At 73.3% G+C, this 25,393-nt stretch carries 26 protein-coding genes; 13 read left to right on the forward strand and 13 right to left on the reverse strand.

Translation table 11 applies throughout. The annotated features are described in order from the left end of the window. Nucleotides 1-28 precede the first annotated feature (28 nt). Entirely contained in the window at nt 29-985 is a 957-nt protein-coding gene (locus tag ABZ128_RS06760) for an ABC transporter ATP-binding protein (RefSeq protein WP_356846461.1), read from the forward strand. After that, entirely contained in the window at nt 982-2,562 is a 1,581-nt protein-coding gene (locus ABZ128_RS06765) for an ABC transporter permease (protein ID WP_356846463.1), read from the forward strand. Before ABZ128_RS06760 ends, ABZ128_RS06765 begins: the two co-directional genes overlap by 4 nt. 28 nt (nt 2,563-2,590) lie before the next feature. Here ABZ128_RS06765 and ABZ128_RS06770 read toward each other — a convergent pair whose 3' ends face one another. The 11 genes from ABZ128_RS06770 to ABZ128_RS06820 all read right to left on the reverse strand — a co-directional run bounded on the left by ABZ128_RS06770 (nt 2,591) and on the right by ABZ128_RS06820 (nt 12,193). After that, complete coding sequence (locus ABZ128_RS06770) at nt 2,591-3,793, reverse strand: cytochrome P450 (protein WP_356846464.1); 1,203 nt, start codon at nt 3,791-3,793, stop codon at nt 2,591-2,593. Nucleotides 3,794-3,854: 61 nt separating this feature from the next. Continuing rightward, nucleotides 3,855-4,529, reverse strand: coding sequence for a response regulator transcription factor (locus ABZ128_RS06775; RefSeq protein WP_356846466.1), 675 nt, complete (start codon nt 4,527-4,529; stop codon nt 3,855-3,857). Next, nucleotides 4,526-5,860 carry a histidine kinase gene (locus tag ABZ128_RS06780; protein WP_356846467.1) on the reverse strand — a complete coding sequence of 445 codons (1,335 nt, stop codon included), beginning with the start codon at nt 5,858-5,860 and terminating at the stop codon, nt 4,526-4,528. Before ABZ128_RS06780 ends, ABZ128_RS06775 begins: the two co-directional genes overlap by 4 nt. Before the next feature lie 87 nt (nt 5,861-5,947). After that, nucleotides 5,948-6,628, reverse strand: a complete 681-nt coding sequence (locus tag ABZ128_RS06785; protein ID WP_356846469.1) for a response regulator transcription factor — start codon at nt 6,626-6,628, stop codon at nt 5,948-5,950. Then, nucleotides 6,625-7,932 (reverse strand): sensor histidine kinase, encoded by a 1,308-nt coding sequence (locus tag ABZ128_RS06790; protein ID WP_356846470.1) that lies wholly within the window; start codon nt 7,930-7,932, stop codon nt 6,625-6,627. The genes ABZ128_RS06785 and ABZ128_RS06790 overlap by 4 nt, the downstream gene beginning before the upstream one ends. Nucleotides 7,933-7,942: 10 nt before the next feature. Next, nucleotides 7,943-9,157, reverse strand: coding sequence for an acyltransferase (locus tag ABZ128_RS06795; protein ID WP_356846471.1), 1,215 nt, complete (start codon nt 9,155-9,157; stop codon nt 7,943-7,945). After that, nucleotides 9,150-10,181, reverse strand: a complete 1,032-nt coding sequence (locus tag ABZ128_RS06800) for an alpha/beta hydrolase (RefSeq protein WP_356846473.1) — start codon at nt 10,179-10,181, stop codon at nt 9,150-9,152. The genes ABZ128_RS06795 and ABZ128_RS06800 overlap by 8 nt, the downstream gene beginning before the upstream one ends. A gap of 258 nt (nt 10,182-10,439) precedes the next feature. Further along, entirely contained in the window at nt 10,440-10,682 is a 243-nt protein-coding gene (locus tag ABZ128_RS06805; protein WP_356846474.1) for a nuclear transport factor 2 family protein, read from the reverse strand. After that, nucleotides 10,679-10,828 (reverse strand): hypothetical protein, encoded by a 150-nt coding sequence (locus ABZ128_RS06810; protein WP_356846476.1) that lies wholly within the window; start codon nt 10,826-10,828, stop codon nt 10,679-10,681. The genes ABZ128_RS06805 and ABZ128_RS06810 overlap by 4 nt, the downstream gene beginning before the upstream one ends. Before the next feature lie 119 nt (nt 10,829-10,947). Further along, on the reverse strand, nt 10,948-11,460 hold the full coding sequence (locus tag ABZ128_RS06815; protein WP_356846478.1) for a MarR family winged helix-turn-helix transcriptional regulator: 513 nt from the start codon (nt 11,458-11,460) through the stop codon (nt 10,948-10,950). Beyond that, on the reverse strand, nt 11,453-12,193 hold the full coding sequence (locus ABZ128_RS06820) for a DJ-1/PfpI family protein (RefSeq protein WP_356846480.1): 741 nt from the start codon (nt 12,191-12,193) through the stop codon (nt 11,453-11,455). The genes ABZ128_RS06815 and ABZ128_RS06820 overlap by 8 nt, the downstream gene beginning before the upstream one ends. Before the next feature lie 204 nt (nt 12,194-12,397). On the opposite strand from ABZ128_RS06820, the gene ABZ128_RS06825 reads away from it, so the two are divergent. The 4 genes from ABZ128_RS06825 (at nt 12,398) to ABZ128_RS06840 (ending at nt 17,316) form a co-directional block, all read left to right on the forward strand. Then, nucleotides 12,398-13,771 carry an aspartate aminotransferase family protein gene (locus tag ABZ128_RS06825; protein ID WP_356846482.1) on the forward strand — a complete coding sequence of 458 codons (1,374 nt, stop codon included), beginning with the start codon at nt 12,398-12,400 and terminating at the stop codon, nt 13,769-13,771. Between the two features lie 144 nt (nt 13,772-13,915). Then, nucleotides 13,916-14,596, forward strand: a complete 681-nt coding sequence (locus tag ABZ128_RS06830) for a GntR family transcriptional regulator (protein WP_356846484.1) — start codon at nt 13,916-13,918, stop codon at nt 14,594-14,596. Continuing rightward, entirely contained in the window at nt 14,593-16,548 is a 1,956-nt protein-coding gene (locus ABZ128_RS06835) for a glycosyltransferase family 2 protein (RefSeq protein ID WP_356846485.1), read from the forward strand. Before ABZ128_RS06830 ends, ABZ128_RS06835 begins: the two co-directional genes overlap by 4 nt. 117 nt (nt 16,549-16,665) lie before the next feature. Beyond that, the gene (locus ABZ128_RS06840; protein WP_356846487.1) at nt 16,666-17,316 is read left to right on the forward strand and encodes a hypothetical protein; all 651 of its coding nucleotides are present in this window, start codon (nt 16,666-16,668) and stop codon (nt 17,314-17,316) included. Between the two features lie 66 nt (nt 17,317-17,382). Here the strand turns inward: ABZ128_RS06840 and ABZ128_RS06845 are convergent, their stop codons facing one another. Continuing rightward, entirely contained in the window at nt 17,383-18,147 is a 765-nt protein-coding gene (locus ABZ128_RS06845) for an SLATT domain-containing protein (RefSeq protein ID WP_356846488.1), read from the reverse strand. A 254-nt stretch (nt 18,148-18,401) separates the two neighbouring features. Between ABZ128_RS06845 and ABZ128_RS06850 the strand changes: the two genes are divergently transcribed. From ABZ128_RS06850 to ABZ128_RS06880, 7 genes are all read left to right on the forward strand, one after another. Further along, entirely contained in the window at nt 18,402-18,746 is a 345-nt protein-coding gene (locus ABZ128_RS06850; RefSeq protein WP_356846490.1) for a YbaB/EbfC family nucleoid-associated protein, read from the forward strand. Between the two features lie 88 nt (nt 18,747-18,834). Continuing rightward, on the forward strand, nt 18,835-19,434 hold the full coding sequence (recR, locus tag ABZ128_RS06855; protein WP_356846491.1) for a recombination mediator RecR: 600 nt from the start codon (nt 18,835-18,837) through the stop codon (nt 19,432-19,434). Further along, entirely contained in the window at nt 19,427-20,083 is a 657-nt protein-coding gene (locus ABZ128_RS06860; protein WP_356846493.1) for a DUF5063 domain-containing protein, read from the forward strand. The genes recR and ABZ128_RS06860 overlap by 8 nt, the downstream gene beginning before the upstream one ends. Before the next feature lie 108 nt (nt 20,084-20,191). Continuing rightward, entirely contained in the window at nt 20,192-21,472 is a 1,281-nt protein-coding gene (locus ABZ128_RS06865; RefSeq protein ID WP_356846495.1) for an aspartate kinase, read from the forward strand. Then, a complete protein-coding gene (locus tag ABZ128_RS06870; RefSeq protein ID WP_356846496.1) occupies nt 21,469-22,557 on the forward strand; it encodes an aspartate-semialdehyde dehydrogenase in 1,089 nt (362 codons plus the stop codon). Before ABZ128_RS06865 ends, ABZ128_RS06870 begins: the two co-directional genes overlap by 4 nt. 157 nt (nt 22,558-22,714) lie before the next feature. Continuing rightward, on the forward strand, nt 22,715-23,449 hold the full coding sequence (locus ABZ128_RS06875; RefSeq protein ID WP_356846498.1) for a SigE family RNA polymerase sigma factor: 735 nt from the start codon (nt 22,715-22,717) through the stop codon (nt 23,447-23,449). After that, the gene (locus ABZ128_RS06880; protein ID WP_356846500.1) at nt 23,446-24,543 is read left to right on the forward strand and encodes a hypothetical protein; all 1,098 of its coding nucleotides are present in this window, start codon (nt 23,446-23,448) and stop codon (nt 24,541-24,543) included. The genes ABZ128_RS06875 and ABZ128_RS06880 overlap by 4 nt, the downstream gene beginning before the upstream one ends. Here ABZ128_RS06880 and ABZ128_RS06885 read toward each other — a convergent pair. Continuing rightward, nucleotides 24,509-25,318 carry an SURF1 family protein gene (locus ABZ128_RS06885; RefSeq protein WP_356846501.1) on the reverse strand — a complete coding sequence of 270 codons (810 nt, stop codon included), beginning with the start codon at nt 25,316-25,318 and terminating at the stop codon, nt 24,509-24,511. The genes ABZ128_RS06880 and ABZ128_RS06885 overlap by 35 nt on opposite strands. Between the last annotated feature and the right edge of the window lie 75 nt (nt 25,319-25,393).

Below are 25,393 nucleotides of genomic sequence, written 5' to 3' on the forward strand. Positions count from 1 at the left end.
TTTGTGAAAGTCGCGTACGTTCAGAAAAATGACGAAGGCAATCAGCGTCGCCGGACTCCACAAGGCGTTCGGCCGCACCCGCGCACTGGACGGGCTCGACCTCTGTGTCGCCACCGGCGAGGTGCACGGCTTCCTCGGTCCCAACGGGGCCGGCAAGTCCACCACCATCCGCGTCCTGCTCGGCCTGCTCCGCGCCGACACCGGGACCGCGCTGCTGCTCGGCGGCGACCCCTGGGCCGACGCCGTACGGCTGCACCGCCGCGTCGCCTACGTCCCCGGCGACGTCACCCTGTGGCGCAACCTCTCCGGCGGCGAGGTCATCGACCTCTACGGGCGGCTGCGCGGCGGCCTCGACCCCGACCGCCGCGCCGAGCTGATCGAGCGGTTCGACCTCGACCCGACCAAGAAGGGGCGTACCTACTCCAAGGGCAACCGGCAGAAGGTCGCCCTGGTGGCCGCCTTCGCCTCCGACGCCGAGCTGCTCATCCTCGACGAGCCCACCTCCGGCCTCGACCCGCTGATGGAGGAGGTCTTCCGGCGCTGCGTGGCCGAGGCGCGCGCCGCCGGGCGCACGGTCCTGCTCAGCTCCCACATCCTCAGCGAGGTCGAGGCCCTCTGCGACCGGGTCAGCATCGTCCGCAAGGGCCGCACGGTGGAGACCGGCACCCTGGCCGAGCTCCGGCACCTGACGCGCACGACGATCAGCGCCGAGCTCGCCGGCCCGCCGAACGGCCTCGCGCAGCTGCCTGGGGTGCACGACCTCCGGGTGCAGGGGCGCAAGGTGCGGCTCCAGGCCGACACGGACAAGCTGGACGCCGTACTGCGCTCGCTGGCCGGGTCCGGGGTGCGCGCGCTGACCTCGGCGCCGCCCACCCTGGAGGAGCTCTTCCTGCGGCACTACGCGGATGAAGGCGGCGACGGCCGCGGCGACCACGGCCGCGGCGGCGACGGCGCCACGCCCGGCACGACGGGCGCATCCCGATGAGGGGCCAACTCGCCGGCACCGGCACGCTGCTGCGCCTCGCCCTGCGCCGCGACCGCGTCGTGCTGCCGGTCTGGATCACGGTCGTGGCGCTGATGGTGCTCAGCCTGCCCGCCGCACTGGAATCGACCTACGGGACGGCCGTCGAACGGGCCCGGCTGCTGGCCACGATGAGCACCAACGGCTCGCTCCGTGCCCTGTACGGGCCGGTGTTCGGGGACTCGACCGGTGCGCTGACGGCATGGCGGGGCGGGGTCTTCGCCGGGCTGCTGGCCGCGGTCATGAGCCTGGTCGTCGTGGTCCGGCACACGCGCGAGGAGGAGGAGACGGGCCGTCAGGAGCTGATCGGTGCCGGTGCGGTGGGACGGCGTGCGCCGCTGACGGCCGCACTGCTCACGGCGCTGGCCGCCAACGGCGGGACCGCCCTGCTGGTGACGGCCGGACTCGCCGGGCGCGGCGCGGGCGGTGCGGCGGCCCTCGGGCTCGGCATCGGCGCCACCGGCCTGCTGTTCGCCGCCCTGGCCGCCGTCGCAGCGCAGCTCACCGAGAGCGCGCGGCTCGCCAAGGGGCTCACGGGCGCGCTGGTCGGCGCGGCCTTCGTGCTGCGTGCCGCCGGCGACGCGGGGAGCGCCTCCGGCGGGAGCGTGCTGACCTGGCTGTCGCCCCTGGGCTGGCTGGAGCACGTACGGGCCTTCGCGGCCGAACGCTGGTGGGTGCTCGGCCTGTTCGCCGCGGCCGTGGCGGTGCAGGTGGCGGCCGCGTACCTGCTGGCCGGCCGCCGCGACCTGGGCATGAGCTTCCTGCCGGCCCGGCCGGGGCCGGCGCGGGGCCGGCTCGGCAGCGCGGGCGCGCTGGCCTGGAGGCTCCAGCGGGGCAGCCTGATCGGCTGGAGCCTGGGGTTCCTCGCGGCCGGAGCGGTGTTCGGCGCGATGACGGACGGCGCCGCACAGCTCGTCGGCGACAACCCGCGGACCCGCGAGATCATCGAGCGGATGGGCGGGCAGAGCGGTCTCAGCGACGCGTTCCTCGCCGCCATGGCCGGGATGCTCGGCATGGTCGCGGCCCTCCACATCGTCTCGGCGGTGCTGCGGCTGCGCGGCGAGGAGGCCGGGCAGCGCGCCGAACCGCTGCTCGCGCACGCGGTGGGCCGGCTGCGCTGGGCCGCCGGGCACCTGGCCGTGGCCTTCGGCGGCTCGGCGCTGATCCTGCTGCTGGGCGGGCTCGGCCTGGGCGCGGGCCACGGGCAGGACACGGGCGCGGCCATCGGCGCCACGCTCGTCCAACTCCCGGCGGTCTGGGTGATCGGAGCCCTGGCGGTCCTGCTGTACGGGACCGCCCCCCGGTACGCCGTGGCCGCCTGGGCGGTGGCGGGGGCGGCGCTGGCCCTCGGCTGGATCGGCCCGGCGCTGCACCTGCCGCAGGCCGTACTGAACCTCTCGCCCTTCGCCCACCTGCCCAGACTGCCGGGCGCACAGGCCCTGGCCTGGGCGCCGCCGACGATCCTGACCCTGCTGGCGGCGGTCCTCCTGGTCGCGGGCCTGACCGCCCTCCGCCGGCGGGACCTGAGCGCCCAGGCGTAGGGAGGAGGATCCCCCGACCCGGCAGGGACTAGAACTCCACCAGGAGCTCGCGCAGACCGCGGATGACGTAGCCGTCCTGCCACTGCGGCTCACGGACGAGTCGCAGGGGCGGGACCCCGGGGGCGAGGAGCGCCCCGAAGGAGGCCGTCAGCTCGCGCCGGGCCAGCGGCGCCCCCAGGCAGTAGTGGATCCCGGCGCCGAAGCTGAGGTGGGGATTGTCCGCCCGTACGAGGTCCAGCCGGTCGGGGTCCTGGAACCGTGCGGGATCGCGGTTCGCGGAGCCGAAGAGCAGCGCGACCTCGGCTCCGCGGGGGATGGCCGTGTCCCCGATCTCGATGTCGTCGAGGACCCAGCGCTCGAACATCTGGAGCGGCGTGTCGAAACGCATGAGTTCATCCACAGCTGTGGACAACTTTTCGGGACGGGCGCGGAGGCCGTCCAGCTGCTCCGGGTGGCGGAAGAGCGCCCACCAGCCGTTCACGGTCGTGTTCACGGTGGCTTCGTGCCCGGCGTTCAGCAGCAGCACGCAGGTGGAGATCATCTCCTGTTCGCTGAGCCTGCCCCCCTCGTCGTGGGCGGCGATCAGTGCGGAGATCAGATCCTCGCCCGGCTCCTTGCGGCGGTCGGCGATCAGCTCCCGCAGGTAGGCGCTGAACTCCACGCTCGCCCGGACCGCCCGCCGCGCCGTCTCCTCGCCGGGCCGCAGCTCGAACATCCCGCAGATGTCCGCCGACCACGGCCGCAGCAGCCCCCGGTCCGCCTCCGGAACACCCAGCAGCTCCGCGATCACCGCCACCGGCAGCGGCTCCGCCACGGCGGTGAGCAGGTCCCCGCCGCCGTCCGCGAGGAGCCGGCCCACCAGCTCCCCGGCGAGGCGCTCCACTTCGGGCGCGAGCCGCTCCACCGTGCGCGGGGTGAACGCCTTCGACACCAGCCGCCGCACCCGCCCGTGCGCCGGGTCCTCCAGGTCCAGCAGGCCGTTGCCGTTGAGCACGTGGAACGGCTCGTGCTCCGCCGGCGGGGCTTCCCGCCCGAACTCCTCGTGCGAGAAGCGGTGCAGATAGGTCCGCCCGAGCCGCCGGTCCCGCAGCAGTGCACTCACGTCCGCGTAGTGCGGCACCAGCCACTGCCCGGTGGCCTCGGACCAGATGGCCCGGCCCTGCTCCCGCAACTCCCGGTAGGCGGGGTAGGGGTCGGCGACGAACGCGGCATCCCACGGATCAAAGCCCATCCCCGCACTCTAGATCCCGCCGGTCGCCCCCGGTGGTCCGCCGGTGGTCCCTTCTTCCCTCCTATGCCGGGGTCACCAGCCGGGTCTCGTAGGCGAAGACCGCCGCCTGCGTGCGGTCCCGCAGGCCCAGTTTCACCAGGATGCGGCTCACATGCGTCTTGATCGTGGACTCCGCGACGATGAGCCGGTCCGCTATCTCCGCATTGGACAGCCCCTGCGCGATCAGCACCAGCACCTCCGTCTCCCGCTCCGTCAACTCCGATATGCCCCCCGCGTCCACGAGCCTCGGGGCGGCCGACAGCTTCGAGAACTCCAGGATCAGCCGCTTGGTGACCGTGGGGGCCAGCAGCGCCTCTCCGGAGGCCACCACCCGGACCCCGTCGGCCAGTTGGCGGGCCGAGGCGTCCTTGAGCAGGAAGCCGGACGCCCCCGCCCGCAGCGCCTGGTACACGTACTCGTCGAGGTCGAAGGTCGTCAGGACCAGCACCTTGGTGTCCGCCGCACCGGGAAGCGCAGCCGCGGCGACGATCTCCCGGGTCGCCTCCAGGCCGTTCATCACGGGCATCCGGATGTCCATCAGCACCACGTCCGGCCGGAGCTCCGCCACCCGGGCGACGGCCTCACGGCCGTCCACCGCCTCCCCGACCACCTCGATGCCGTCCATCGCGTTCAGCAGGACGGAGAACCCCTCGCGGACCATCATCTGGTCGTCGACGATCAACACCCTGATCGTCATGCCGGCTCCCGCACGCTCTCCGCAGCCGCGTCCTGCCGGCCCCGCACCGGTATGAACACCGCCACCTCATACCCGCCGGCCGCCGTCTCCCCGGCCGTCATCTCCCCTTCCAGCATGGCCACCCGCTCGCGCATCCCCGTGATCCCGTGCCCGGCGCCCTGGGACGGGCGCACGTCCCCGGTCGCCGTCTCATTGACGATCCGTATCCCCAGGCCGCCCAGGACGTACGACACCTCCACCCCGGCCGGCGCCCCCGGCGCATGGCGCAGGGTGTTGCTCAGGGCCTCCTGGATGATCCGGTACGCCGACAGCTCCACCCCCTGCGGCAGTTCCCGCACCGCGCCCGTCACCGTCTTCTCCACACGCAGACCGGCCTCCCGCACATTGGCCAGCAGCCCGTCCAGCGAGGCCAGCGTCGGCTGTGGGGCGTCCGGCGCCTCGTCGTCCGCGGACCGCACCACGCCCAGCACCCGGCGCAGCTCCGTCAGGGCCGCCACCGCGTTCTCCCGGATGGTGGCGAAGGCGGCCTCCAGCTCCGCGGGCGGGTTCTTCACCCGGTAGGGCGCGGCCTCCGCCTGGATCGCCACCACCGACATGTGGTGGGCCACCACGTCGTGCAGCTCCCGGGCGATCGTCGTCCGCTCCTCCAGCAGGGTGCGGCGGTCCCGCTCGACGGCCGTCACCTCCTGCTGGGCGCTGACCTCCTGAGCGGCCTCCTTGCGGGTGTTGCGGACCGTGACCACCAGCAGGGCCACCGCCAGGACGAAAGCCATCGGCCCGACACCGGCGGACTGCTCGCCCCCGACGACCACGGGCACCAGGAACCCGTACGCCAGAGTGATCAGCCACATCCAGCCGGCCGCCCGGGGACGGGTCCGCAGGGCCACGATGGTCACCGTGGCGAGATAAGAGACGAAAGCGCCCGGCAGCCACGGCCAGGTGGCGTCGCGGGGGCCGGCCAGCGCCAGCACCGTCGTGGCCGCCAGCGCCGCCCAGAACGCCCCCACGGGACGCACCAGGGTCATCAGCACCGGGGTGGCCGCGATCAGCCCGAGCACCAGGGCGGCGGGCGGCCACACATAGACGTCGGAGACGGCCGCGGTCGGTATCACGATCACCGCGGCCAGAGCGACGACCGCATGCGGCAGATACGCCGCGCGCGGCCGTATCCGCTTCGGCAGCCTCCGCGTCAGCGGCCCGTCCGTCCGGATCGGCGGCAGCGGCCGGTAGGTGAAAGCGTCCGTGATCAGATCCTGGCGCAGGCTCTCGAACAGGCCCGAAGCGAGCCGGAACTCGGGTGTGCGGGGGGTCGCCCCGGGGGTCTCGGTCATATCCACACCGTAGGCCGCCCCCTCCCTCGACCGCGTCGCCGCTGAAGGGGATTTCCCGCCCTCCCTCTCAGGTACTACCCGCGGCCCTCAGTACCCCGCCGGACGGACCAGGCCCGTCTCGTACGCGAACACCGCCGCCTGCGTGCGGTCCCGCAGGCCCAGCTTCACCAGGATCCGGCCCACATGGGTCTTCACCGTCTGCTCGGCCACGACCAGGTGCCCGGCGATCTCCGCATTGGACAGGCCCTGGGCGATCAGCGACAGCACCTCCGTCTCCCGCTCGGTCAGTTCGGCGATCCGCGCCTTCGACGGTGCCCGCGGCGCGCCCATCCGGGAGAACTCGGTGATCAGCCGCTTGGTGATGTTCGGTGACAGCAGTGCCTCCCCGGCGGCCACCACCCGGACCGCTTCCGCGAGCTGGTCCGCCGATGCGTCCTTGAGCAGGAACCCGGAGGCCCCGGCCCGCAGCGCCTCGTACACGTACTCGTCGAGGTCGAACGTCGTGAGCACCAGCACCTTGACGGTGGCGCCGGGCGCGCCCGTGAGGACGGAGGTGGCCTCGATGCCGCCCATCCCGGGCATGCGGATGTCCATCAGGACCACGTCGGGGCGCAGTTCGGCGGCTCTCTTCACCGCGTCGGCGCCGTCCACGGCCTGGCCGACGACCTCGATGTCGGGCTGGGCGTTGAGGAGGACGGTGAAGCCCTGCCGGACCATCATCTGGTCGTCGGCGATCATCACCCTGATCGGGTCGGCCGGAGTGCTCATGCGTCCTCTTCGGTTCTCGTCTTCGGCTCGGGATCCATCGGGAGCACGGCGCTCACCTCGTACCCGCCGCCGGGGCACGGGCCGGCGGCCAGCTCGCCCCCCAGCATGCCCGCCCGCTCACGCATCCCCAGCAGCCCGTGCCCCGCTCCGGGCGAGGGCGGGGCGGGCCGGGTCGGCGCGGTGTTGGCCACGCACAGGTGCAGCTCGCGCGGCCCGTACGCGATCCCGACCTCCACCCGGGAACCGGGCGCGTGGCGCAGGCAGTTGCTCAGCGCCTCCTGGACGATCCGGTACGCGGTGAGCTCGACGCCCGGGGTGAGCGGCCGGCGGATCCCCGCGATCTCGGTGGTGACGTCGAGCCCGGCGCTGCGGACGTTCTCCACGAGACCGTCGAGCTCGGCGAGGGTGGGCTGCGGATGGTGGGGGCCGGCGGGATCCCCGGGGTGCTCGGAGCGCAGTACGCCCAGCACCCGGCGCAGTTCGGTGAGGGCCTCCAGGGCGTTCTCCCGGATGCCGGCCAGGTTCTCCTTGAGTTCCTCGGAGGGGTTCTCCACCAGGTGCGGGGCGACCTGCGCCTGGATGGAGATCACCGACATGTGGTGGGCGACGACGTCGTGCAGCTCGCGGGCGATCCGGCTGCGCTCCTCCAGCAGGGTGCGCTGGGCCCGCTCCTCCTCGGTGAGGGTCTCCTGCTCGACGAGCTTCGTGCGGGCCAGCCGGGTGGCGCGCAGCGCATAGCCGAGGAGGCCGGCGAAGCCGAAGAGGAGGGCGGCCGCCGGGGAGCTGCTCGTTGCGCCGTCGGGAGGGGAGAGGGCGTCGACCAGACCGCTCAGGACGATGGAAAGGCCCACCACGGCGACGGTCACCCGGGGCGGCACCCGCAGGGCCACCAGCAGCAGCACCGTCGCGAAGGCGAAGAGGCCGCCCGGCATCCAGGGCCAGGTCTGGCCCTGGCCGATGTGGTCGTGGATCTGCCAGGCGGCCAGTCCGGCCGCGGCCAGGGCGAGCCACCAGGCGGCGATCGGGCGGAACAGCCCGAGCAGAACGGCCGCACCGGTCAGGAGGGAGGCGGCGATCGTATTGCCCGTGACGTGGTAGACGTCCGTGAGCTGCACGGTCGTGAGCACCCCGAACAGCACCGCGAGGTACCCCACCGCCACGTGCGGCAGCCGGGCCAGCCACCGCGGCCGGGACATCCTGGGCAGCGGGTCCCGCCGGAGGGTCAACAGCTCCCGGACGAGCGGGCGTCGGGCGGCCCCCGCTGCGGGCCCGGCGGGGCGTGCTCTCTGCTCGGTCACGGTCACGCCGTCCACCCTAGGCATGGTGGACCGCCAGGTCGGAGGCCGCCCGGGGCCGGGGAGGGGCGCCGGTCGTCGCGGCCGGCCGGGTCGGCGTCTTCTGCTCCGGCCGCCGACGCGCCTGCTCGTACGTACGGAACGCGGCCCAGCAGACCGCCAGTACGGCGGCAAAGAGCGGCAGCCAGAGCAGCCGGGCGGCTATCCACCGAGGGGAATCGGGCACGGTGTGCAGGCCGGGCAGGTCGGCGGGGGCCAGCAGACCGAGGGCGGTGACGGCCATCATCGCCGTCTGGTGCCACAAAAAGACCGTCATCGCGGACAGGTTGACCAGCGCCACCTTCGCCCAGGCGCGGGGCCGGCGCATCACCGCGGCCAGCGGCTCGCGCAGCAGCAGGGCCAGCCCGCACTGGGCGAGGCCGAACATCCCGGCCGCCAGCGTCGGCGGGTTCAGATTCGACACCGCGGCCCCGGGAACACCGACCATCGACGCCGGATACCCGCCCCAGACCACCAGCGCGGCGGTGGCGGCCACACCCCCGCCCAGCAGAACCACGGCCGGGGCACGCCGGGCGAAGGCACCCCGCGACCATGCGGCGCCGAGGGTGAAGGGGACGAGCCAGCCGGCGGCCACATTGATCCAGCCGGTCCACTCGGGCGCCCCGAGCCCGAACCGCCCGAGGTCCACGGCGGCCACCACGGCCAGCGGCCACACCGGGTGGAGCCGGGCCACGAGCGGGGTCGCGGCGGTGAGCGCGGTGAACACGAGGAGGAACCACAGCGGGGACAGGACGAGCCGCAGCAGCGTCCGGACGGTGCCGATTTCCGCCCCGCCGAGCAGCATCCCGCCCGCCGCGACGGCCCACAGGGCGAGCACGGCCGTGACCGGCCGGAACAGCCGGGCCAGCCGCTGCCCCACCCACGCCCCGTACGACACGCCGCGCTCCCGGGCCGAGGCATGGCCGCGGGCGGCGACATGGCCCCCCACCAGGAAGAACACGGACAGCGTCTGGAACACCCAGGAGACCGGCGCCAGCCAGGGCATGTGCGCCAGCGGACTGGTGGTGCTCAGACCGCCGTTGGCGGTGGTCAGGGCGGTGACCAGCCAGTGGCCCAGCACCACCCCGAGGATGGCGAAGGCGCGCAGGGCGTCCACCGTGCGGTCACGGTCGGCCGGGGTCGCGGCGTCGACCCGGTCCGCGAGCACGGACCAGCGGGCGCGGAGCTTACGCACGGGGCACCTCCGGGAGAGCGGTGGCGGCGGCAGTGGTGTCGGCGGTGCCGAGGACGATGCGGGCCAGGCTGTCGAGCGACGCGGTGCCCGGCTTCAGGTAGTCGCTGTGGCCGCCGGGCCCGGCGGCGAACACCCGCGCCCCGAAGGCCGGGTCGACCGGATCGGTGCCGAAACCGATCCCGCCGAGCCGGACATGGGGCACGTGGCCCACCCAGTCGGCGCCACCCCGCCCGGCCCAGACCCGCGCCCCGGTCGGCAGATCGGCGGCGGATCCGGAGCCCGTCCCAGGACTGCCGAACAGGACCATGTCGGTGACCTTCGGGCCGGTCGGGGTGCGGGCGCAGACCACCGAGCCATAGGAGTGGCACAGCAGGGAGAGCCGCGCCTCCGGTGCGGTGCGCTGGGCCAAGCGGGCCAGGAACGGGCCCAGTTCACCGGCGCCACGGTCCGCCCGGTCGGTGGTCAGGACCGTGGTGCTGACCGTGCCGGGGGTGTCGTACCCGAGCCAGGCGACCACGGCGGAGCGCGGATGCTCGGCCTGGAGGCGCTGCTGCAGGGCGAGAGCCCCGGCACGGAACCTCTGGTAGGTGTCCAGGGTCGTATCGGAACCGGGCACCAGGACCGTGACCCGGTCGGCGCCGTCCACATCGCCGAACACCTCGACCGCCCGGCCCCGGCCCCGGCCGTCGAAGGCGAGGAACCGGGCCGTCCCGCCGGCCTCCATGGCCCGGAGCTTCGCGGCGCGGCCCGTACGGCCCGCGTCCTGCGCCATGCGGGCCGCCTCCGCGAGATCGGCCAGGTGGGCGGCGTACAGGACCGGGGCGGGGGCCGACTCCGAGACCGCCGCAGGCGCGGGGGCGGGGACGTCGGGGGAGGCGGCAGCGGAGACCGGGACCACGACGGCCGCGGCGACGAGGCCGGCCAGCAGGGTGCGGCGCAGACGGCCCAGGGCACGTCGGGGGCCGCGGGGGCGGCGCGCGGCGTCCTGTACCTCTGCCTCGCCGAATCCTTCAGGGCGGCTCATCGCGGTCTCTCTTCCTTCGCTCGGTCCACAGGAGCCGGCGCTCGTCGCGCCTTCTCTGGTCTCGAAGTTAGGAATTGAGGTGCCCCGTCGGCGTCGTGCTGCGGAGCCGCCTTTCCGTATGGCTCTCAGGTATGACAGGGCATACCTGAGAGGGAGCCGTCAGCAGGGGAGTTCATTCCATGGAGGGGGTCCCCCGGGCGGTCGACGAGGACCTCGCCCGCAACACCCGCCCGCAGCACCCGCCCGCAGCACCCGCCCTCAGTCCGCCGCGAGGGGTTCGACGTAGCCCGCCCACCAGCGGGGTGCCGGATCCTGCCCGGGGCTGGTCCAGTACTCCCGGGCCCCGACGATCTCGCCGTCCCGTACGGTCCAGAGGGAGACGGCGCGGTAGACGACGTGGTCCTGAGGAATCTCCACCTCGGTGACGACGAGGTCGCCGTCGGCGAGGATGCGCAGCAGGCTGACGGATCTCTCGTCGGAGAAGGCCTCGTCGCTGTTCACGCGATGAAATTGGCGCGGCCGATGATCCGTTCGCCGCTGACGGGCCATTCGATGACCGCGTCCTCGGCGATGAGCCGGGCCACGCCGGCCCAGTCACGGGCGTCTATCCGCTCCCAGAGTTGTGCCACTACCTTCAACGGCTCCATGGGCCGCAGTCTGCGACGGGTCCGTCAGACGCAACAAGCTTTGCTTGCAGGCTTATTGACTTCGACACAATGCGGTGCGTGCGCCACCGGGTGCCGGCTCGTCCCCCCTCCGCCCCGGCTCACGCCCCGTCCTGATTCCCCTCCGGATCCCTCTCGGGAATCCCCGTCAGGGTGTCCAGTACCTGGGCCAGACGGTCCAGGGTGCGGACCGTTTCCGCGAAGGCCTCCTCGCCCAGCGCCTCCGCCAGCCGGTCCGCCAGGGCCGCGTGGGACGGGCCGATGCGCGCGACGGCCGCACGGCCCTCCTCCGTCGGGCGCAGCAGCTTCGCGCGGCGGTGGGCCGGGTTCGGTACGTACTCCGCCAGGCCCTTGGCCACCAGCAGGTCCGCGATGCGCTGGACGCTCTGCCGCGTGATGCCCATGACCCGGCCGATGCCGGCCACCGGCAGCGGCTCCCGGAGCACCGCGCCCAGCACCTGCCACCACGCCGCGGTCAGCCCGGCCGGCCGGGCCAGCTCCTCCGAGAGGGCGAGGAAGCGGCCGTTCAAACCGAAGATCCCGAGCGCGGTACGGCTCAGCAGGTCCTGCCGGGCCCGGGTGGAGAGGGCCGCCGCGCCGCGCGGTTCAGGCATCGCCCCGCTCCGAAGCGGCCATCAGGACCGGGTAGGCGCTCGGGTCGGAGTCGTGGAACAGGCGGTACCAGGCGTCCAGCACCTCCGGCTCGTAGACCCCCAGCCGGGCGAAGACCTCCCGGGCGAAGGCCACCGGTTCCGTCGGACCCGCCGTGATCAGGTCGCCGTCCGTCACGGCGTCGGCCTCGACGTACCGCTCGGCCCCGCCGTAGCCGGGCTGCTGTGCCAGGTAGAAGGAGGCGGCGCTGGTGTGGGCGTACCCGTCCAGCAGCCCCGTCCGGGCCAGCCCGGCCGTCGCTCCGCAGATCGCCGCGACCGGGACCCCGGCCGCCAGGAACTCCCGGGCCTTGGCCGCGAAGGGGGCCAGCTCGTCGCCCGCGTCCCACAGTGAGGCGCCCGTGAGGATCAGCAGTGCCGAGTCCTGCGGGGCCAGGTCCGCGAGGGCCAGGTCGGGCTGGATGCGGACGCCGCCCATGGTGGTGACCGGCCGGTCGGCGGCGGGGCCGACCGTGCGGACCGCGTAGCCGCGCTGGGTGAGGTGGGCGGTGGTGTGGCCGGTCTCCCAGTCCGCGTACGTGTCGTAGACCGCCAGGTGGACCGTCGTCCTGGCGCTCGTCCCCGGGCCCGCAGCCGCGGCTGCCGCCGTCTCCGCGGCCGCCCCCTTGGCCGCGCCCGCCGCGCTCGCTGTCGCCGTCGTCGCCGTCGCCGTCGCCGTCGTATCCGTCGTCTTCATCGTCCTGGCCTCCCGTCCGCCGGAGCTCTCCGACCAGCGGAGCTCTCGCAGCCCTCCGCGCACCCCGATATGACAGCAGACTGTCATTACGTCAGCGTGCTGTCAATGGTGACAGCCCTCGGCGACAGACTGCCGAGGCCCGGCCCCCACCCCCATACAATCCGCCGATATCCCTCCTCACCTGCGCACTTTTAGCGTGGCCGCATGACCCCTCACGTCGCCTCCGGCGCCACCGGCGCCAGCGGCGCGGCCGTCAAGGCCGCCGACCGCGCCCACGTCTTCCACTCCTGGTCCGCCCAGGCCCTGATCGACCCGCTCGCCGTCGCCGGGGCCGAGGGCTCGTACTTCTGGGACTACGACGGCAAGCGCTACCTCGACTTCTCCTCCCAGCTGGTCAACACCAACATCGGCCACCAGCACCCCAAGGTCGTCGCCGCCGTACAGGAGCAGGCCGCCCGGCTCTGCACCCTCGCCCCCGGCTTCGCCGTCGACGTCCGCTCCGAGGCCGCACGCCTCATCGCCGAGCGCACGCCGGGCGATCTGGACAAGGTCTTCTTCACCAACGGCGGCGCCGAGGCCGTCGAGAACGCCGTACGGATGGCCCGTCTGCACACGGGCCGCGCCAAGGTGCTCTCGGCCTACCGCTCCTACCACGGGGCCACCGCCGCCGCGATCAACCTGACCGGCGACCCGCGCCGCTGGCCCTCCGACACCGCCGCCGCGGGCGTCGTGCACTTCTGGGGCCCCTACCTCTACCGCTCGCCCTTCCACGCCACCACCGAAGCCGAGGAATGCGAGCGCGCGCTCGCGCACCTCGCCGACACCATCGCCTTCGAGGGTCCGGCGACCATCGCCGCGATCATCCTGGAGAGCGTGCCCGGCACCGCGGGCATCATGACGCCGCCGCCCGGCTACCTCGCCGGCGTCCGCGAGCTCTGCGACCGCCACGGCATCGTCTTCATCCTCGACGAGGTCATGTCCGGCTTCGGACGCACCGGCCGCTGGTTCGCCGCCGAACACTGGGACGTCACGCCCGACCTGCTCACCTTCGCCAAGGGCGTGAACAGCGGCTACGTCCCGCTCGGCGGCGTCGCCATCTCCGCCGCGATCGCCGACACCTTCGCCACCCGGCCCTACCCCGGCGGTCTGACGTACTCCGGCCACCCCCTGGCCTGCGCCGCCGCCGTGGCCACCATCAACGCCATGGAGGAAGAGGGCATCGTCGAGCACGCCGCCCACCTCGGACAGAACGTGATCGGCCCCGCGCTCGCCGAGATCGCCGAACGGCACCCCTCGGTCGGCGAGGTCCGTGGCCTGGGCACCTTCTGGGCCGTGGAGCTCGTACGGGACAAGGAGACGCGCGAGCCGCTCGTCCCGTACAACGCGGCCGGTGCGGACAACGCGCCGATGGCCGAGTTCGCGGCGGCCTGCAAGGCCTCGGGCCTGTGGCCGTTCGTCAACATGAACCGGACGCACGTGGTCCCGCCCTGCACCATCACCGAGGCCGAGGCGAAGGAGGGCCTGGCCCTGCTGGACGAGGCGCTGACCGTCGCGGACCGGCACACCACCCGCGTGTGAGAGCCCGGAGCCGGCCCCCGTCCGGACCACGGACCCCGTCCGGACAAGGGCCGGCATCCGCCGTATAACGGCTCTCACACGATCGGTTTCAGCCGCCCTGCCTGGCCTATGGTGTCCGAAGTTCTACGGAGGAGACGGACCCCTATGCCAGGCAGCGGCGCTGTCACCCGCAACACGCTTCGCCAGCAGATCGCCGACGCGCTGCGCGACGAGGTGCTCGCGGGACGCCTGCCGCCGGGCACCGAGTTCACCGTCAAGCAGATCGCCGAGCAGTACGAGGTCTCCGCGACGCCCGTGCGCGAGGCGCTCGTGGACCTCTCGGCCCAGGGACTGCTGGAGCTGGTGCAGCACCGGGGCTTTCGCGTGCGCGTGTACTCCGTCGACGACTACCGGGGGATGATCGAGGCCCGTACGCTCGTCGTGGACGGGATCTTCCGGCAGCTCGTCGAGCGCGGCATCGCACCCGGCTCCGGCGAAAGGCTGGTGTCGGTGCGCCGTCGGGCCGAGGAGGCGTGTCGGGCCGCTCAGAGCGGTTCGCTCGAAGTGCTGATCGGCTACGACCTGCGCTTCTGGAGGGAGCTGAGCGGGCTGGTCGGCAACATGTACATCTCGGAGTTCCTGCACCGGCTGCGCGTGCAGTGCTGGGTCTTCGCCGTACCGCACCTGAAGGCGGCAGCCGATCCGCACGCCGGGCTGTGGTCCGGCCACAGTGAGCTGGTCGAGGCGGTGACGCGCGCGGACGCCGACGAGGTACGCCGCCTCGTGCACGCCTACAACCAGCACGGCCTGGACTGGGCCGCCGGGCTGCGGACGGCGGGCGCATGAGCGACGTGAGCGACGTGAGCGGCATCAGCGACACGAGTGGCATCAGCGGCGCGACTGACGTCAGCGGCGTCAGCGACGTGAGCGGCGGGGACCGCTTCGACGGCGGCCGCACGGCGATCCCCGGACCCGCCAGGCCGGCCCGGCCCACCACCACTGCCACCACCACCACCACGACCACCACGACCGCCGCCGAAGCCGACCCGGGTCCCGGCCGCGCGGCCACCGGCCTGCTGCGCCGCAACGCGGGCGGCCTGGCCGTCGTCCTCGCCTTCCTCGCCCTCTCCCTCTACGTCTTCCACGGCCTGTGGGCGGACCTCGACGGCCGCTACCTGAACGACGCGCTCCAGGACCAGAACCAGTGGGAGTGGTTCGTCGGCGTCACCACCGACAACATCACCCACCTACGCAATCCGCTCTTCACCCGGGCCCAGGGCATGCCCGACGGCGTGAACCTGATGGCCAACGCCACCATGCTCGGCCTGACCGTCCCGCTCATCCCGGTCACCCTGCTCTTCGGCGAGACGGTCACCTTCGCGCTGGTCCTCACGCTCGGCATGGCCGCCAGCGCCTGGACCTGGTACTGGCTGATCCGCCGCCGCCTCGTGCACAGCCGCTGGGCCGCCGCGGCGGGCGGGGCGCTCGCCGCCTTCGCGCCGCCGATGGTCTCGCACGCCAACGGCCACCCGAACTTCGTGGTCCTGTTCATGATTCCGCTGATCATCGACCGGGCGCTGCGGCTGTGCGAGGGCCGCGCCCCGGTGCGCGACGGGATCGTGCTCGGCCTGTTCGCCGCGTACCAGATCTTCCTCGGTGAGGAGCCGCTGCTCATCGCCGCGCTGGGGATGCTGGTCTTCTGCCTCGCCTGCCTGCTGGTCGACCGCCGGCGCGCCCTCGCCGCCGCGCGTCCGCTGGGCCGCGGGCTGGCCGTCGCCCTCGCCGTGTGCCTGCCGCTGCTGGCCTTCCCGCTGTACTGGCAGTTCCTCGGCCCGCAGAGCTACCACTCGGTGCTGCACGGGGACAACGCGGGGAACAGCCCGCGGGCCCTGATCGCGTACGCCGCCCGCTCCCTCTTCGGCGACCCCGAAACGGCGGGCCGGCTGGCCCTGAACACCACCGAGCAGAACGCCTTCTACGGCTGGCCGCTGCTGGCCTTCGGTGCGGCCGTGTGCGTGTGGCTGTGGCGGCGCCCGGTCGTCCGGGCGCTGGCGATCACCGGCTGCGCGGCGCTGCTGCTGTCACTGGGGCCGCGGGTGCCGGTGCCGCGGACGGACGTGGTGCTGCCGGGTCCCTGGCGGCTGATGGTCGAGCTGCCGCTGTTCGAGTCGGTGATCGAGGGGCGCGTGGCGATGGTGTGCGCGCCGGTGCTGGGCGTGCTGCTGGCGCTGGCGCTCGACCGGATCGTCCGGATGCGGGCGCGCGAACTGCGCACCCTCGGGCTGCTGGGGGCGGCGGCGGCGCTGGTCCCGGTGCTGCCCCTGCCGCTGACGGTGCGCGAGCGGACGCCGGTGCCGGAATTCATCACCTCGGGGGCGTGGAAGCCGTACCTGCACGAAGGGGAGGCGCTGGTCCCGGTTCCGCTGCCGGACCCGGGCCAGGCGGACGCACTGCACTGGCAGGTCGAGGCGGACTTCGGCTTCCGGCTGGCCGGCGGCTACTTCAACGGCCCCTGGGGGCCCGAGCGGATCGGGATCTACGGGGCGACGCCGCGGCACCTGTCGAACCTGCTGCGGGACGTCCGCTACGGGGCGCAGCCGCCGGAGGTCACCGAGCAGTGGCGCGAGCAGGCCCGCCAGGACCTGGCGTACTGGAAGGCCGGCGCGGTGGTGCTGCCGGTCCAGGACCGGGACGCGGAGCTGCGGGAGCTGCTGACCCGGCTGCTGGGGTCCGAGCCCGAGCAGGTCCGGGACGTGTGGGTCTGGCGGGTGGGCCAGGGCGCGCCGGCCGCCAGGTGATCCGGAAGACAGGCCGGGGGGCCGGGCTTCGCGGGCCAGGTTCTGCGCAGCCCTTCGCTGAGGGTGTTCGGCGCACTACGCTGGCACGATCGGCGGCAACGACTGATCGGAGGCCGCGTGGCCTGTGACCTGTGGCTCGTCCCCCTTGTCGATGTGCTGTGCCACAGCCCCGACAACCCCTTCGCGGAGGAGATCGCCGCGTACGACAAGGCGCTGGGCGAGGCCGGACTGCCGTCCGTGCCCGTCTTCGCGTACATGCCGGGCCTGAGCGGGGACGTGGCCCCGGTCGCCGGCTTCGACTACGACGCCCTGCACTTCCTGCGCCGGGCGTACCTGCTCCAGGTCTGCGGACTGCCGGTGACGCCGGTGGACGAGCTGGGCGGGGACTACGAGCAGCTGCTGGAGATGTTCGAGGCCACGGCCCAGCAGTCGCACCTGGTGTGGCACTACGACCACGCCGGTGCCTACGTACCGGTGGACTTCGCGGCTCCCCTGGCCAACGAGGAGCTGCTGGCCGGGGGCGGTCCGCTGGGCTCGGCCCAGGGCCTGCTGCGGGAGCTGGGCTTCGTGGCGCCCGCGATCGGGATCGACCCGGCCAATCCCCCGGCCGCCCCAGCGCCGCCGGGGCGGCCGACGTCGCTGGAGGAGCCGGCGGGGCCGATTCCGTACGACTCCAGTCCGTTCGCGCGTGAGCGGCACGTCTGGCTGGGCCTGCACGCGGCCGCCACCCGGAGCCTCGCCCAGGGCTCCATGATCATTTTCAGCTGAGCCCACCAGCCCGGGCCCGGTCGAGCGGGCCGGACCCGGGCCGGCGAGACGGCCCGGGCCGGAGGATCAGCGCGGCTGCTCCGGGGGCCGCTGGCGGGGCATGTTGGGGCGGGTGCCCGGCGGAAGCGGGAAACGAGCCGGCGGAAAGCCCGCTTCCGGGCGGGAGGAGGCACCCGACACGGACTGCATCACCAGCGGCGCCGGACCCGAGCCGAACTCCACCATCCACTCCGCCGTCTCGGACCGCACGAGCTCCGTCACGTCCTCGGAGAACCGCCGCAGCACCGTCAGGCACCGCTCCGCCGCCTCGCTCGCCGTGCCCTCCGTCGGCCCGAGCACCTCGCGCACGTTCTCCGAGGCCCAGTCGAACTGGAGCGTCTGGAGCCGCCGCTGCACCGCCTGGGCCGTCGCCACGTCCCGCATCCAGCCCGAGGTCATCCCGAAGAACCGGTCGCAAGCCAGACAGGCCGCGCCCAGCAGCAGCGAGAGGTACCCGTACGAGGCCGCTCCCCGGGCCGAGCCCGTCACCTCCAGCAGCGGCATCGAGGCGCCCACGATCACCCCCACCGCCGCGCCCACCCGCAGGATCCGCGCGCCCCGGCGCTTCCAGGCCCGGTCCGACAGGTACCACTCCGCGGTGCGCAGCGCATCGGCCTCGACCCGCCGGTAGAGCTCGTCGAGCCGCTCGGCGGGCTCGCCCCAGTCGCCGAGGGGAAACGGTCCACCGGTCAGATCGCCCGCCGCCATGGGTCCGCTGCCCTCCTCCCGGGACCCCCGGGGATCCCGGGGGTCCCGAGGTGGCCCCTCGGGCTGCATCTCCGGCTGGCTCACCCGGCACTCCCTCTGCCTGCGCTGACGTGTGGTGGTGCGCGTGTGCGCAATGATGCGCATGCTCTTCCTACCTTCGAATGGCGGCCCATGGGCAGGGATTCCCCGGATTTCCGCCCGCAAGGAGGTCTCCATCAGGTACGCGCATCTCCGTTCTCTCACTCGAAAGAGTTGGTCCTCTCGGCGTAGGGCGCTGCGCCCGGGGAGCACGTAGGCTCGGATTGACCGAGCGTCCCGATGTACGGAGTGAGTGACCTGTGATTCCCGGTGGTGGTCAGCCCAACATGCAGCAGCTGCTCCAGCAGGCCCAGAAGATGCAGCAGGATCTCGCGGCGGCCCAGGAGGAGCTGGCGCGTGCCGAGGTCCAGGGCCAGGCCGGCGGCGGCCTGGTCCAGGCGACGGTCACCGGTGCCGGCGAGCTGCGCGCGCTGGTGATCGACCCGAAGGCCGTGGACCCCGAGGACACCGAGACCCTCGCCGACCTGGTCGTCGCGGCGGTCCAGGCGGCCACGGAGAACGCCCAGGCGCTCCAGCAGGAGAAGCTGGGGCCGCTGGCGCAGGGGCTCGGCGGCGGGAGCGGTATCCCCGGCCTGCCGTTCTAGCCCGGCCCGACGACCGGGAGACGGCCCCGACCGCTCCCGGCACCCCGACCCGACACCCCCGCACTGAACACCGAAAGAAGGCAGTCCGTTGTACGAAGGCGTGGTCCAGGACCTGATCGACGAACTGGGCAGGCTGCCCGGCGTCGGGCCCAAGAGCGCGCAGCGGATCGCCTTCCACGTCCTGCAGGCGGAGCCCGCCGACGTCCGGCGGCTGGCGCACGCCCTGCTGGAGGTCAAGGACAAGGTCCGGTTCTGTGCCGTGTGCGGGAACGTCGCGCAGGAGGAGCGGTGCGGCATCTGCCGCGACCCGCGCCGCGATCACGCCGTCATCTGCGTCGTCGAGGAGCCGAAGGACGTCGTCGCGATCGAGCGGACCCGCGAGTTCCGCGGCAGGTACCACGTCCTGGGCGGTGCGATCAGCCCGATCGAGGGCGTCGGCCCGGACGACCTGCGCATCCGAGAGCTGCTGGCGCGGCTCGCCGACGGTGAGGTGACCGAGCTGATCCTCGCCACCGACCCGAACCTGGAGGGGGAGGCGACCGCCACGTACCTCGCCCGCATGATCAAGCCCATGGGCCTGAAGGTCACCCGCCTGGCCAGCGGGCTCCCCGTCGGGGGAGATCTGGAGTACGCGGACGAGGTCACGCTCGGGCGGGCCTTTGAAGGAAGGCGACTTCTCGATGTCTGACGCAACGCTGCACGCCCTGAGCCAGGATCCCGACGATTTCGCCGTCCAGATCTCGGACCAGATCGAGTCCTTCATCGTCGCGGTCACCGAGGTGGCCAAGGGCGAGGACCCGGACAGCGCGGTGCCCTTCCTCCTCCTGGAGGTCTCCCAGCTCCTGCTGGCGGGCGGGCGGCTGGGCGCGTACCAGGACGTCCTGCCCGACGAGCGCTACGAGCCCGACCTCGGCCCTGAGCCGGACGTGGACGAGCTGCGCGAGCGGTTCGCGTACATGCTGGACCCGGTCGACGTGTATTCCGAGGTCTTCGACCCCTACGAGCCGCGCAAGACGCCGGTCGCGCACCGGATCTCCGACGACCTCGCCGACGTGGTGGCGGACCTGCGGCACGGCCTGGCGCACTACCGGGCCGGCCGGACCACCGAGGCGCTGTGGTGGTGGCAGTTCTCGTACTTCACCAACTGGGGGCCCACCGCTTCGGCCACCCTGCGCGCCCTCCAGTCCCTGGTCGCCCACGTCCGGCTGGACCAGCCGCTGGAGGCCCTGGACGGCCTGGACACCGACGAGGACCTGGCCGAGGAGGACCTCGCCGAGCAGGCCGGACGGGTGATGGCCGAGGAAATCGGCGCACGGCTGGGTCTGCCGGGGAAATAGGGAACTCCGGCGCTGATCCGAACGTCTCATCATGCGGTACGGAACGGTCGGATCGCGGCCGCTCGTTAGACTGCACCAGCAATGAGACGGACTGAGCGAGGAGCGCACGTGGGCCTTGTCGTGCAGAAGTACGGAGGCTCCTCCGTAGCCGATGCCGAAGGCATCAAGCGCGTCGCCAAGCGGATCGTGGACGCCAAGAAGAACGGCCACCAGGTGGTCGTCGTGGTTTCCGCGATGGGCGACACGACGGACGAGCTGATCGATCTCGCCGAGCAGGTATCCCCGATGCCTGCCGGGCGCGAATTCGACATGCTGCTGACCGCCGGAGAGCGTATCTCCATGGCCCTGCTGGCCATGGCGATCAAAAACCTGGGCCACGAGGCCCAGTCGTTCACCGGCAGCCAGGCAGGCGTCATCACCGACTCGGTCCACAACAAAGCGCGCATCATCGATGTCACGCCGGGCCGGATCCGTACCGCACTGGACGAGGGCAACATCGCCATCGTCGCCGGCTTCCAGGGCGTGTCCGCGGACAGCAAGGACATCACCACCCTCGGGCGCGGTGGTTCCGACACGACGGCCGTGGCGCTGGCCGCCGCGCTCGACGCCGAGGTGTGCGAGATCTACACCGACGTGGACGGCGTCTTCACCGCGGACCCCCGCGTCGTGAAGAAGGCGCGGAAGATCGACTGGATCTCCTCGGAGGACATGCTCGAACTCGCCGCCTCCGGCTCCAAGGTGCTGCTGCACCGCTGCGTCGAATACGCGCGCCGATACAACATCCCGATCCACGTCCGCTCGTCCTTCTCGGGACTGCCGGGCACCTGGGTCAGCAACGAAAAGCCCGAGTCGCAAGGGGACGAGCAGGTGGAGCACGCCATCATCTCCGGAGTCGCCCACGACGTCTCCGAAGCCAAGATCACGGTCGTCGGCGTCCCGGACAAGCCGGGCGAGGCCGCGGCGATCTTCCGCGCCATCGCGGATGCCGAGATCAACATCGACATGATCGTGCAGAACGTGTCCGCGGCCTCCACCGGGCTCACGGACATCTCCTTCACGCTCCCCAAGGCCGAGGGCCACAAGGCCATCGACGCCCTGGAGAAGGCGAAGGGCGCCATCGGCTTCGACTCCCTGCGCTACGACGACCAGATCGGCAAGATCTCCCTGGTCGGCGCCGGCATGAAGACGAACCCGGGCGTCACCGCCTCCTTCTTCCAGGCGCTGTCCGACGCGGGCGTCAACATCGAGCTGATCTCGACCTCCGAGATCCGCATCTCGGTGGTGACCCGCCAGGACGACGTCAACGAGGCCGTCCGCGCCGTGCACACGGCCTTCGGACTGGACTCCGACAGCGACGAAGCCGTCGTCTACGGAGGCACCGGACGATGACCGCGACCCGGTCGACCCCGGCTCCGGCGCTCGCCGTGGTCGGGGCGACCGGAGCAGTCGGTTCGATCCTGCTCCAGATGCTGTCCCAGCGCGCGGACGTCTGGGGCGGCATACGCCTGATCGCCTCCGCGCGCTCGGCCGGCCGCAGGCTGTCGGTGCGCGGCGAAGAGGTCGAGGTGCTCGCCCTCACCGAGGACGCCTTCGACGGCCTCGGCGGCGGCGACGTGGCGCTCTTCCTGACCCCGGCCGAGGTGTCGGCGCGGTGGGCCCCCGCCGTGACGGCCCGCGGGGCCGTCGTCGTCGACCGGTCCGAGGCCTTCCGGGAGGACCCCGAGGTGCCGCTGGTGGTGCCCGAGGTCAACGGGAAGGCGGCCCGGGTGCGGCCGCGCGGCATCGTCGCCGGCCCCGACTGCGTGACCGCCGCGATGATCGCGGCCCTGGGCGCGCTGCACGCCGCGTACGCGCTGGTCGACCTGACCGTCTCCTCGTACGAGGCCGCCAGCGCCGGCGGCCGCTCGGGAACGGAGGCCCTGCGCCGCCAGCTCGCGCTGGTCGCGGGCACCGCGCTGGGAGAGCACACCGGGGACGTGCGGCGGGCCGTGGGCGAGGACACCGGCCCCTTCGCGGCCCCGCTCGCCCTGAACGTGGTGCCGTGGTCCGGGGAGCTGCGCGAGGACGGCTGGTCCTCGCAGGAGCTGGCCGTACGGTCCCAGACGCGCCGGATCCTGGAGCTGGAGGCGCTTTCGGTGGCGGTGACCTGCGTACGGGTGCCGGTGCTGACCGGGCATTCGCTGACCGTACGGGCCCGCTTCGAGTCCGAGGTGGACGCCGGCCGCGCGCGGGAGATCCTGGAGGCCGCGCCCGGCGTGGTCCTCGCGGACGACCCGGCGGCGGGCGAGTTCCCCACCCCCGTGGACGCGGCGGACACGGATCCGGCCTGGGTCGGGCGGATGCGGGCCTCGCTGGACGATCCGCACTCCCTGGAGTTCTTCGTGTGCGCCGACAACCTGCGGCACGGGGCCGCTCTGAACGCCCTCCAGACCGCGGAACTGATCGCTGGTGAATTCGCGTATGTCACTTTGTAGGATCAGTGCTGATCCCTTGATCAAGGTGATGGCCTGACTGCCGCCTGGACGGGCGGGGCAATCAGGAGAAGCGGGTACGCATGAGGGCAAGAGGGATTCTGCTGGTGGGGCTGCCTCGCGCGTACAACCCTGGTGGGGGGACGCGTGTCCAACTGGCGTGGCAGAGGCACTTCTCGACTTCGCCGTCGTACCGGCCCGCAGCACGCCCGCTGCGCCGCGTCGGCGTATCCCGGTGTCCGGCGGCCGCCCGGTGATCGTTCCCCTTCCGCCGGTGGTGCCGCCCGTGCAGCCGGCCGTACCGACCGCCCTGCCGACCCGGGGCGGCCGCGTGCCCGCGCAGCGTGACGGCGCGGAGCCGGAGGCCGCCGCCGCGGCGTCCGCGCCGGCCGTGGTCGCCGGCACCACGGTCGACCACCTCACCGAGACCTACCAGGCCCACTACCGCTCGCTGCTCGGCCTGGCCGCGCTGCTCCTCGACGACACCGCCTCCTGCGAGGACGTGGTCCAGGAGGCGTTCATCCGGGTGCACTCGGCCCGCAACCGGGTCCGCGACCGCGAGAAGACCCTGGCGTACCTGCGCCAGACCGTCGTCAACCTCTCGCGCTCGGCCCTGCGCCGGCGCATCCTCGGCCTCAAGCTGCTGTCGAAGCCGATGCCGGACATGGCCAGCGCCGAGGAAGGCGCCTACGACCAGCTGGAACGGGACGATCTCATCAAGGCGATGCGCGGACTGCAGCGGCGCCAGCGCGAGGTGCTGGTGCTGCGGTACTTCGCGGACATGACCGAGGCCCAGGTCGCCGAGACGCTCGGCGTCTCGCTCGGCTCGGTGAAGGCGTACGGATCGCGGGGCATTGCCGCGCTGCGGGTGGCGATGGAGGCTGCGCAGTCATGACGGACGAAAACATCCCGCCGGGCGGGGACGGCGAGGAGCAGGCGCTGCGCAGCCTGCTGCGCGGGGCCGTCGAGGGCCTGGAGCCCGCCGAGGGCGCGCTGGAGCGGCTGCGGTACGCCGTGCCCGTGCGCAGGACCCGCAAGCGGCGGGCCCTGGTCGGCGCGGCCGTGGGCGTCCTGCTGGCCGGGGCGGCGGTCCCGGCGGCCCTGCACCTGCACCCGGCGGGCGCCGAGGGCGACCCCGGCGAGCACTCGGCGATGGCCGGCCACGAGGAGCCCGGCGCGGCCGTGGGCGGCTCCGGCTCCCACCCGCACCAGAACGGCGCGGGCGCACCGCCGCAGGCCGGCGGCCCGAGCGCCGGGAGCGGCCCGGCCGGCGGCGGCGCCGGCGACCGGCCGGACTCCCGCACGGGCGGACCCCCGGTGGACGGGGCGTCGGCCGCTCCCTCGGCCGGTGCCTCCGCGGGCCTGGGCACCGGCACGCTGCCCCCGGTGGCGGTGCCGGTCGTGCCGGGATGCAGCGGGGAGCAGCTCGGGGTACAGGGCAGCGCGGGCGCACCGGAGCCCGACGGCACGGTGTACGGCAGCTTCAAGGTCACCAACGTCTCCACGCGGGGCTGCGCGGTCCTCGGCCCGGACACCGTGACCGCGGCTTCGGTGACGGCCTCGGCGCCCGGGAAGACCTCCGGGGTCACGGTGGTCGGCCACACCGCGGGGGACCCGGCGGCGGGGCTCCCCGACCCGTCGGCGGAGACGCCGCAGCTGCTCCTCCAGCCGTACACGGCCTACGAGGTCCGCTTCGCCTGGGTGCCCTCGGGGCAGTCCTGCCCGGCGGCCACCCCGTCCCCGTCGGGTGAGCCCCCGTCGGGGGGTTCCTCGCAGGTTTCCGGCCGGGCAGCCGGCCAAGCGGCCACCGGGTCGGGTGAGCCGCAGGGCGGCACGGCCCCGGAGCCCACCGGCGTTGCGGTGTCCCACACCCCGAGCACGGCGCTGCCCGGTGCGCCGGTCACGCAGACCACCATCCCGGCGGCCTGCGGGGGCACGGTCTACCGGACGGGCGTCATTGCGCTGGAGGGGCCGAAGCCGGCGCCGTAGGCGGCTGCGCGGGCTGCGGCCGCGGCCCGGGCAGCAGCCCGGCCTCGGCGTCGCGCAAGGTCTCCAGCTCCCGGCGGTACAGCCGGAACCACATGAACAGCAGGAAGCCGACGAAGACGAACCACTCGCCGGTGTAGCCGAGGTTCTGGAAGGCCTTCAGGTCGAGCCCGGTGTTGCCGGGCGCCTGGGCGGGCACGGGCGTCAGTCCGTCCGCCGGGCTCTGCACCGTCAGCCAGGCGTCGTACAGCCCGTACGGCACCAGGTTGACCAGCGAGGCCGCCCCGATGACCCCGAGCTGCCCGGCCGGCAGGCCGCCCTCGGCGTGCACCCCCTTGGTGGTGGCGCTCTCCGAGGCCTGGAGGGCGCCGGCGACCTCGACCCGTCCCGTCGGCGCGGCGGGCGCCTTCGCCGGGTCCGCCCGGCCCGGCAGCCAGCCCCGGACCACCGGGACGGCCTTGCCGGAGTCGGTCTTCAGCAGGGTCAGGACGTAGAAGCCGGACTTCCCCCCGAGCTGCCGGTCCGGTACCAGGAACTGTTCGGCGTACTCGCCGGAGGCGGAGGCGAGCCGCCCGGAGGTCGTCTTGTCCACCGGGAGCAGCGAATCCAGCGGCTCGGCCGCCCGGTCGGGACGCTCCGAGGCCGCCTCCCGGTGGGTGGCGACGCGGTCCTCGAAGCGGCCGAGCTGCCAGGTGCCCATGAAGAGGCAGACGGGAACGGCGAGCGCGACGAAGACGTTGATCCCCCACCAGCGCGGGGTCAGGAGAAACCGGTGCACCCCACCACGGTACGGGGGGTGCACCGGATCACCGGGGCCGGGGCGGGCGGGAGGCGTTCCCGATCGGGGGGAAGC

Source organism: Streptomyces sp. NPDC006326 (assembly GCF_040612915.1).
Classification (GTDB): domain Bacteria; phylum Actinomycetota; class Actinomycetes; order Streptomycetales; family Streptomycetaceae; genus Streptomyces.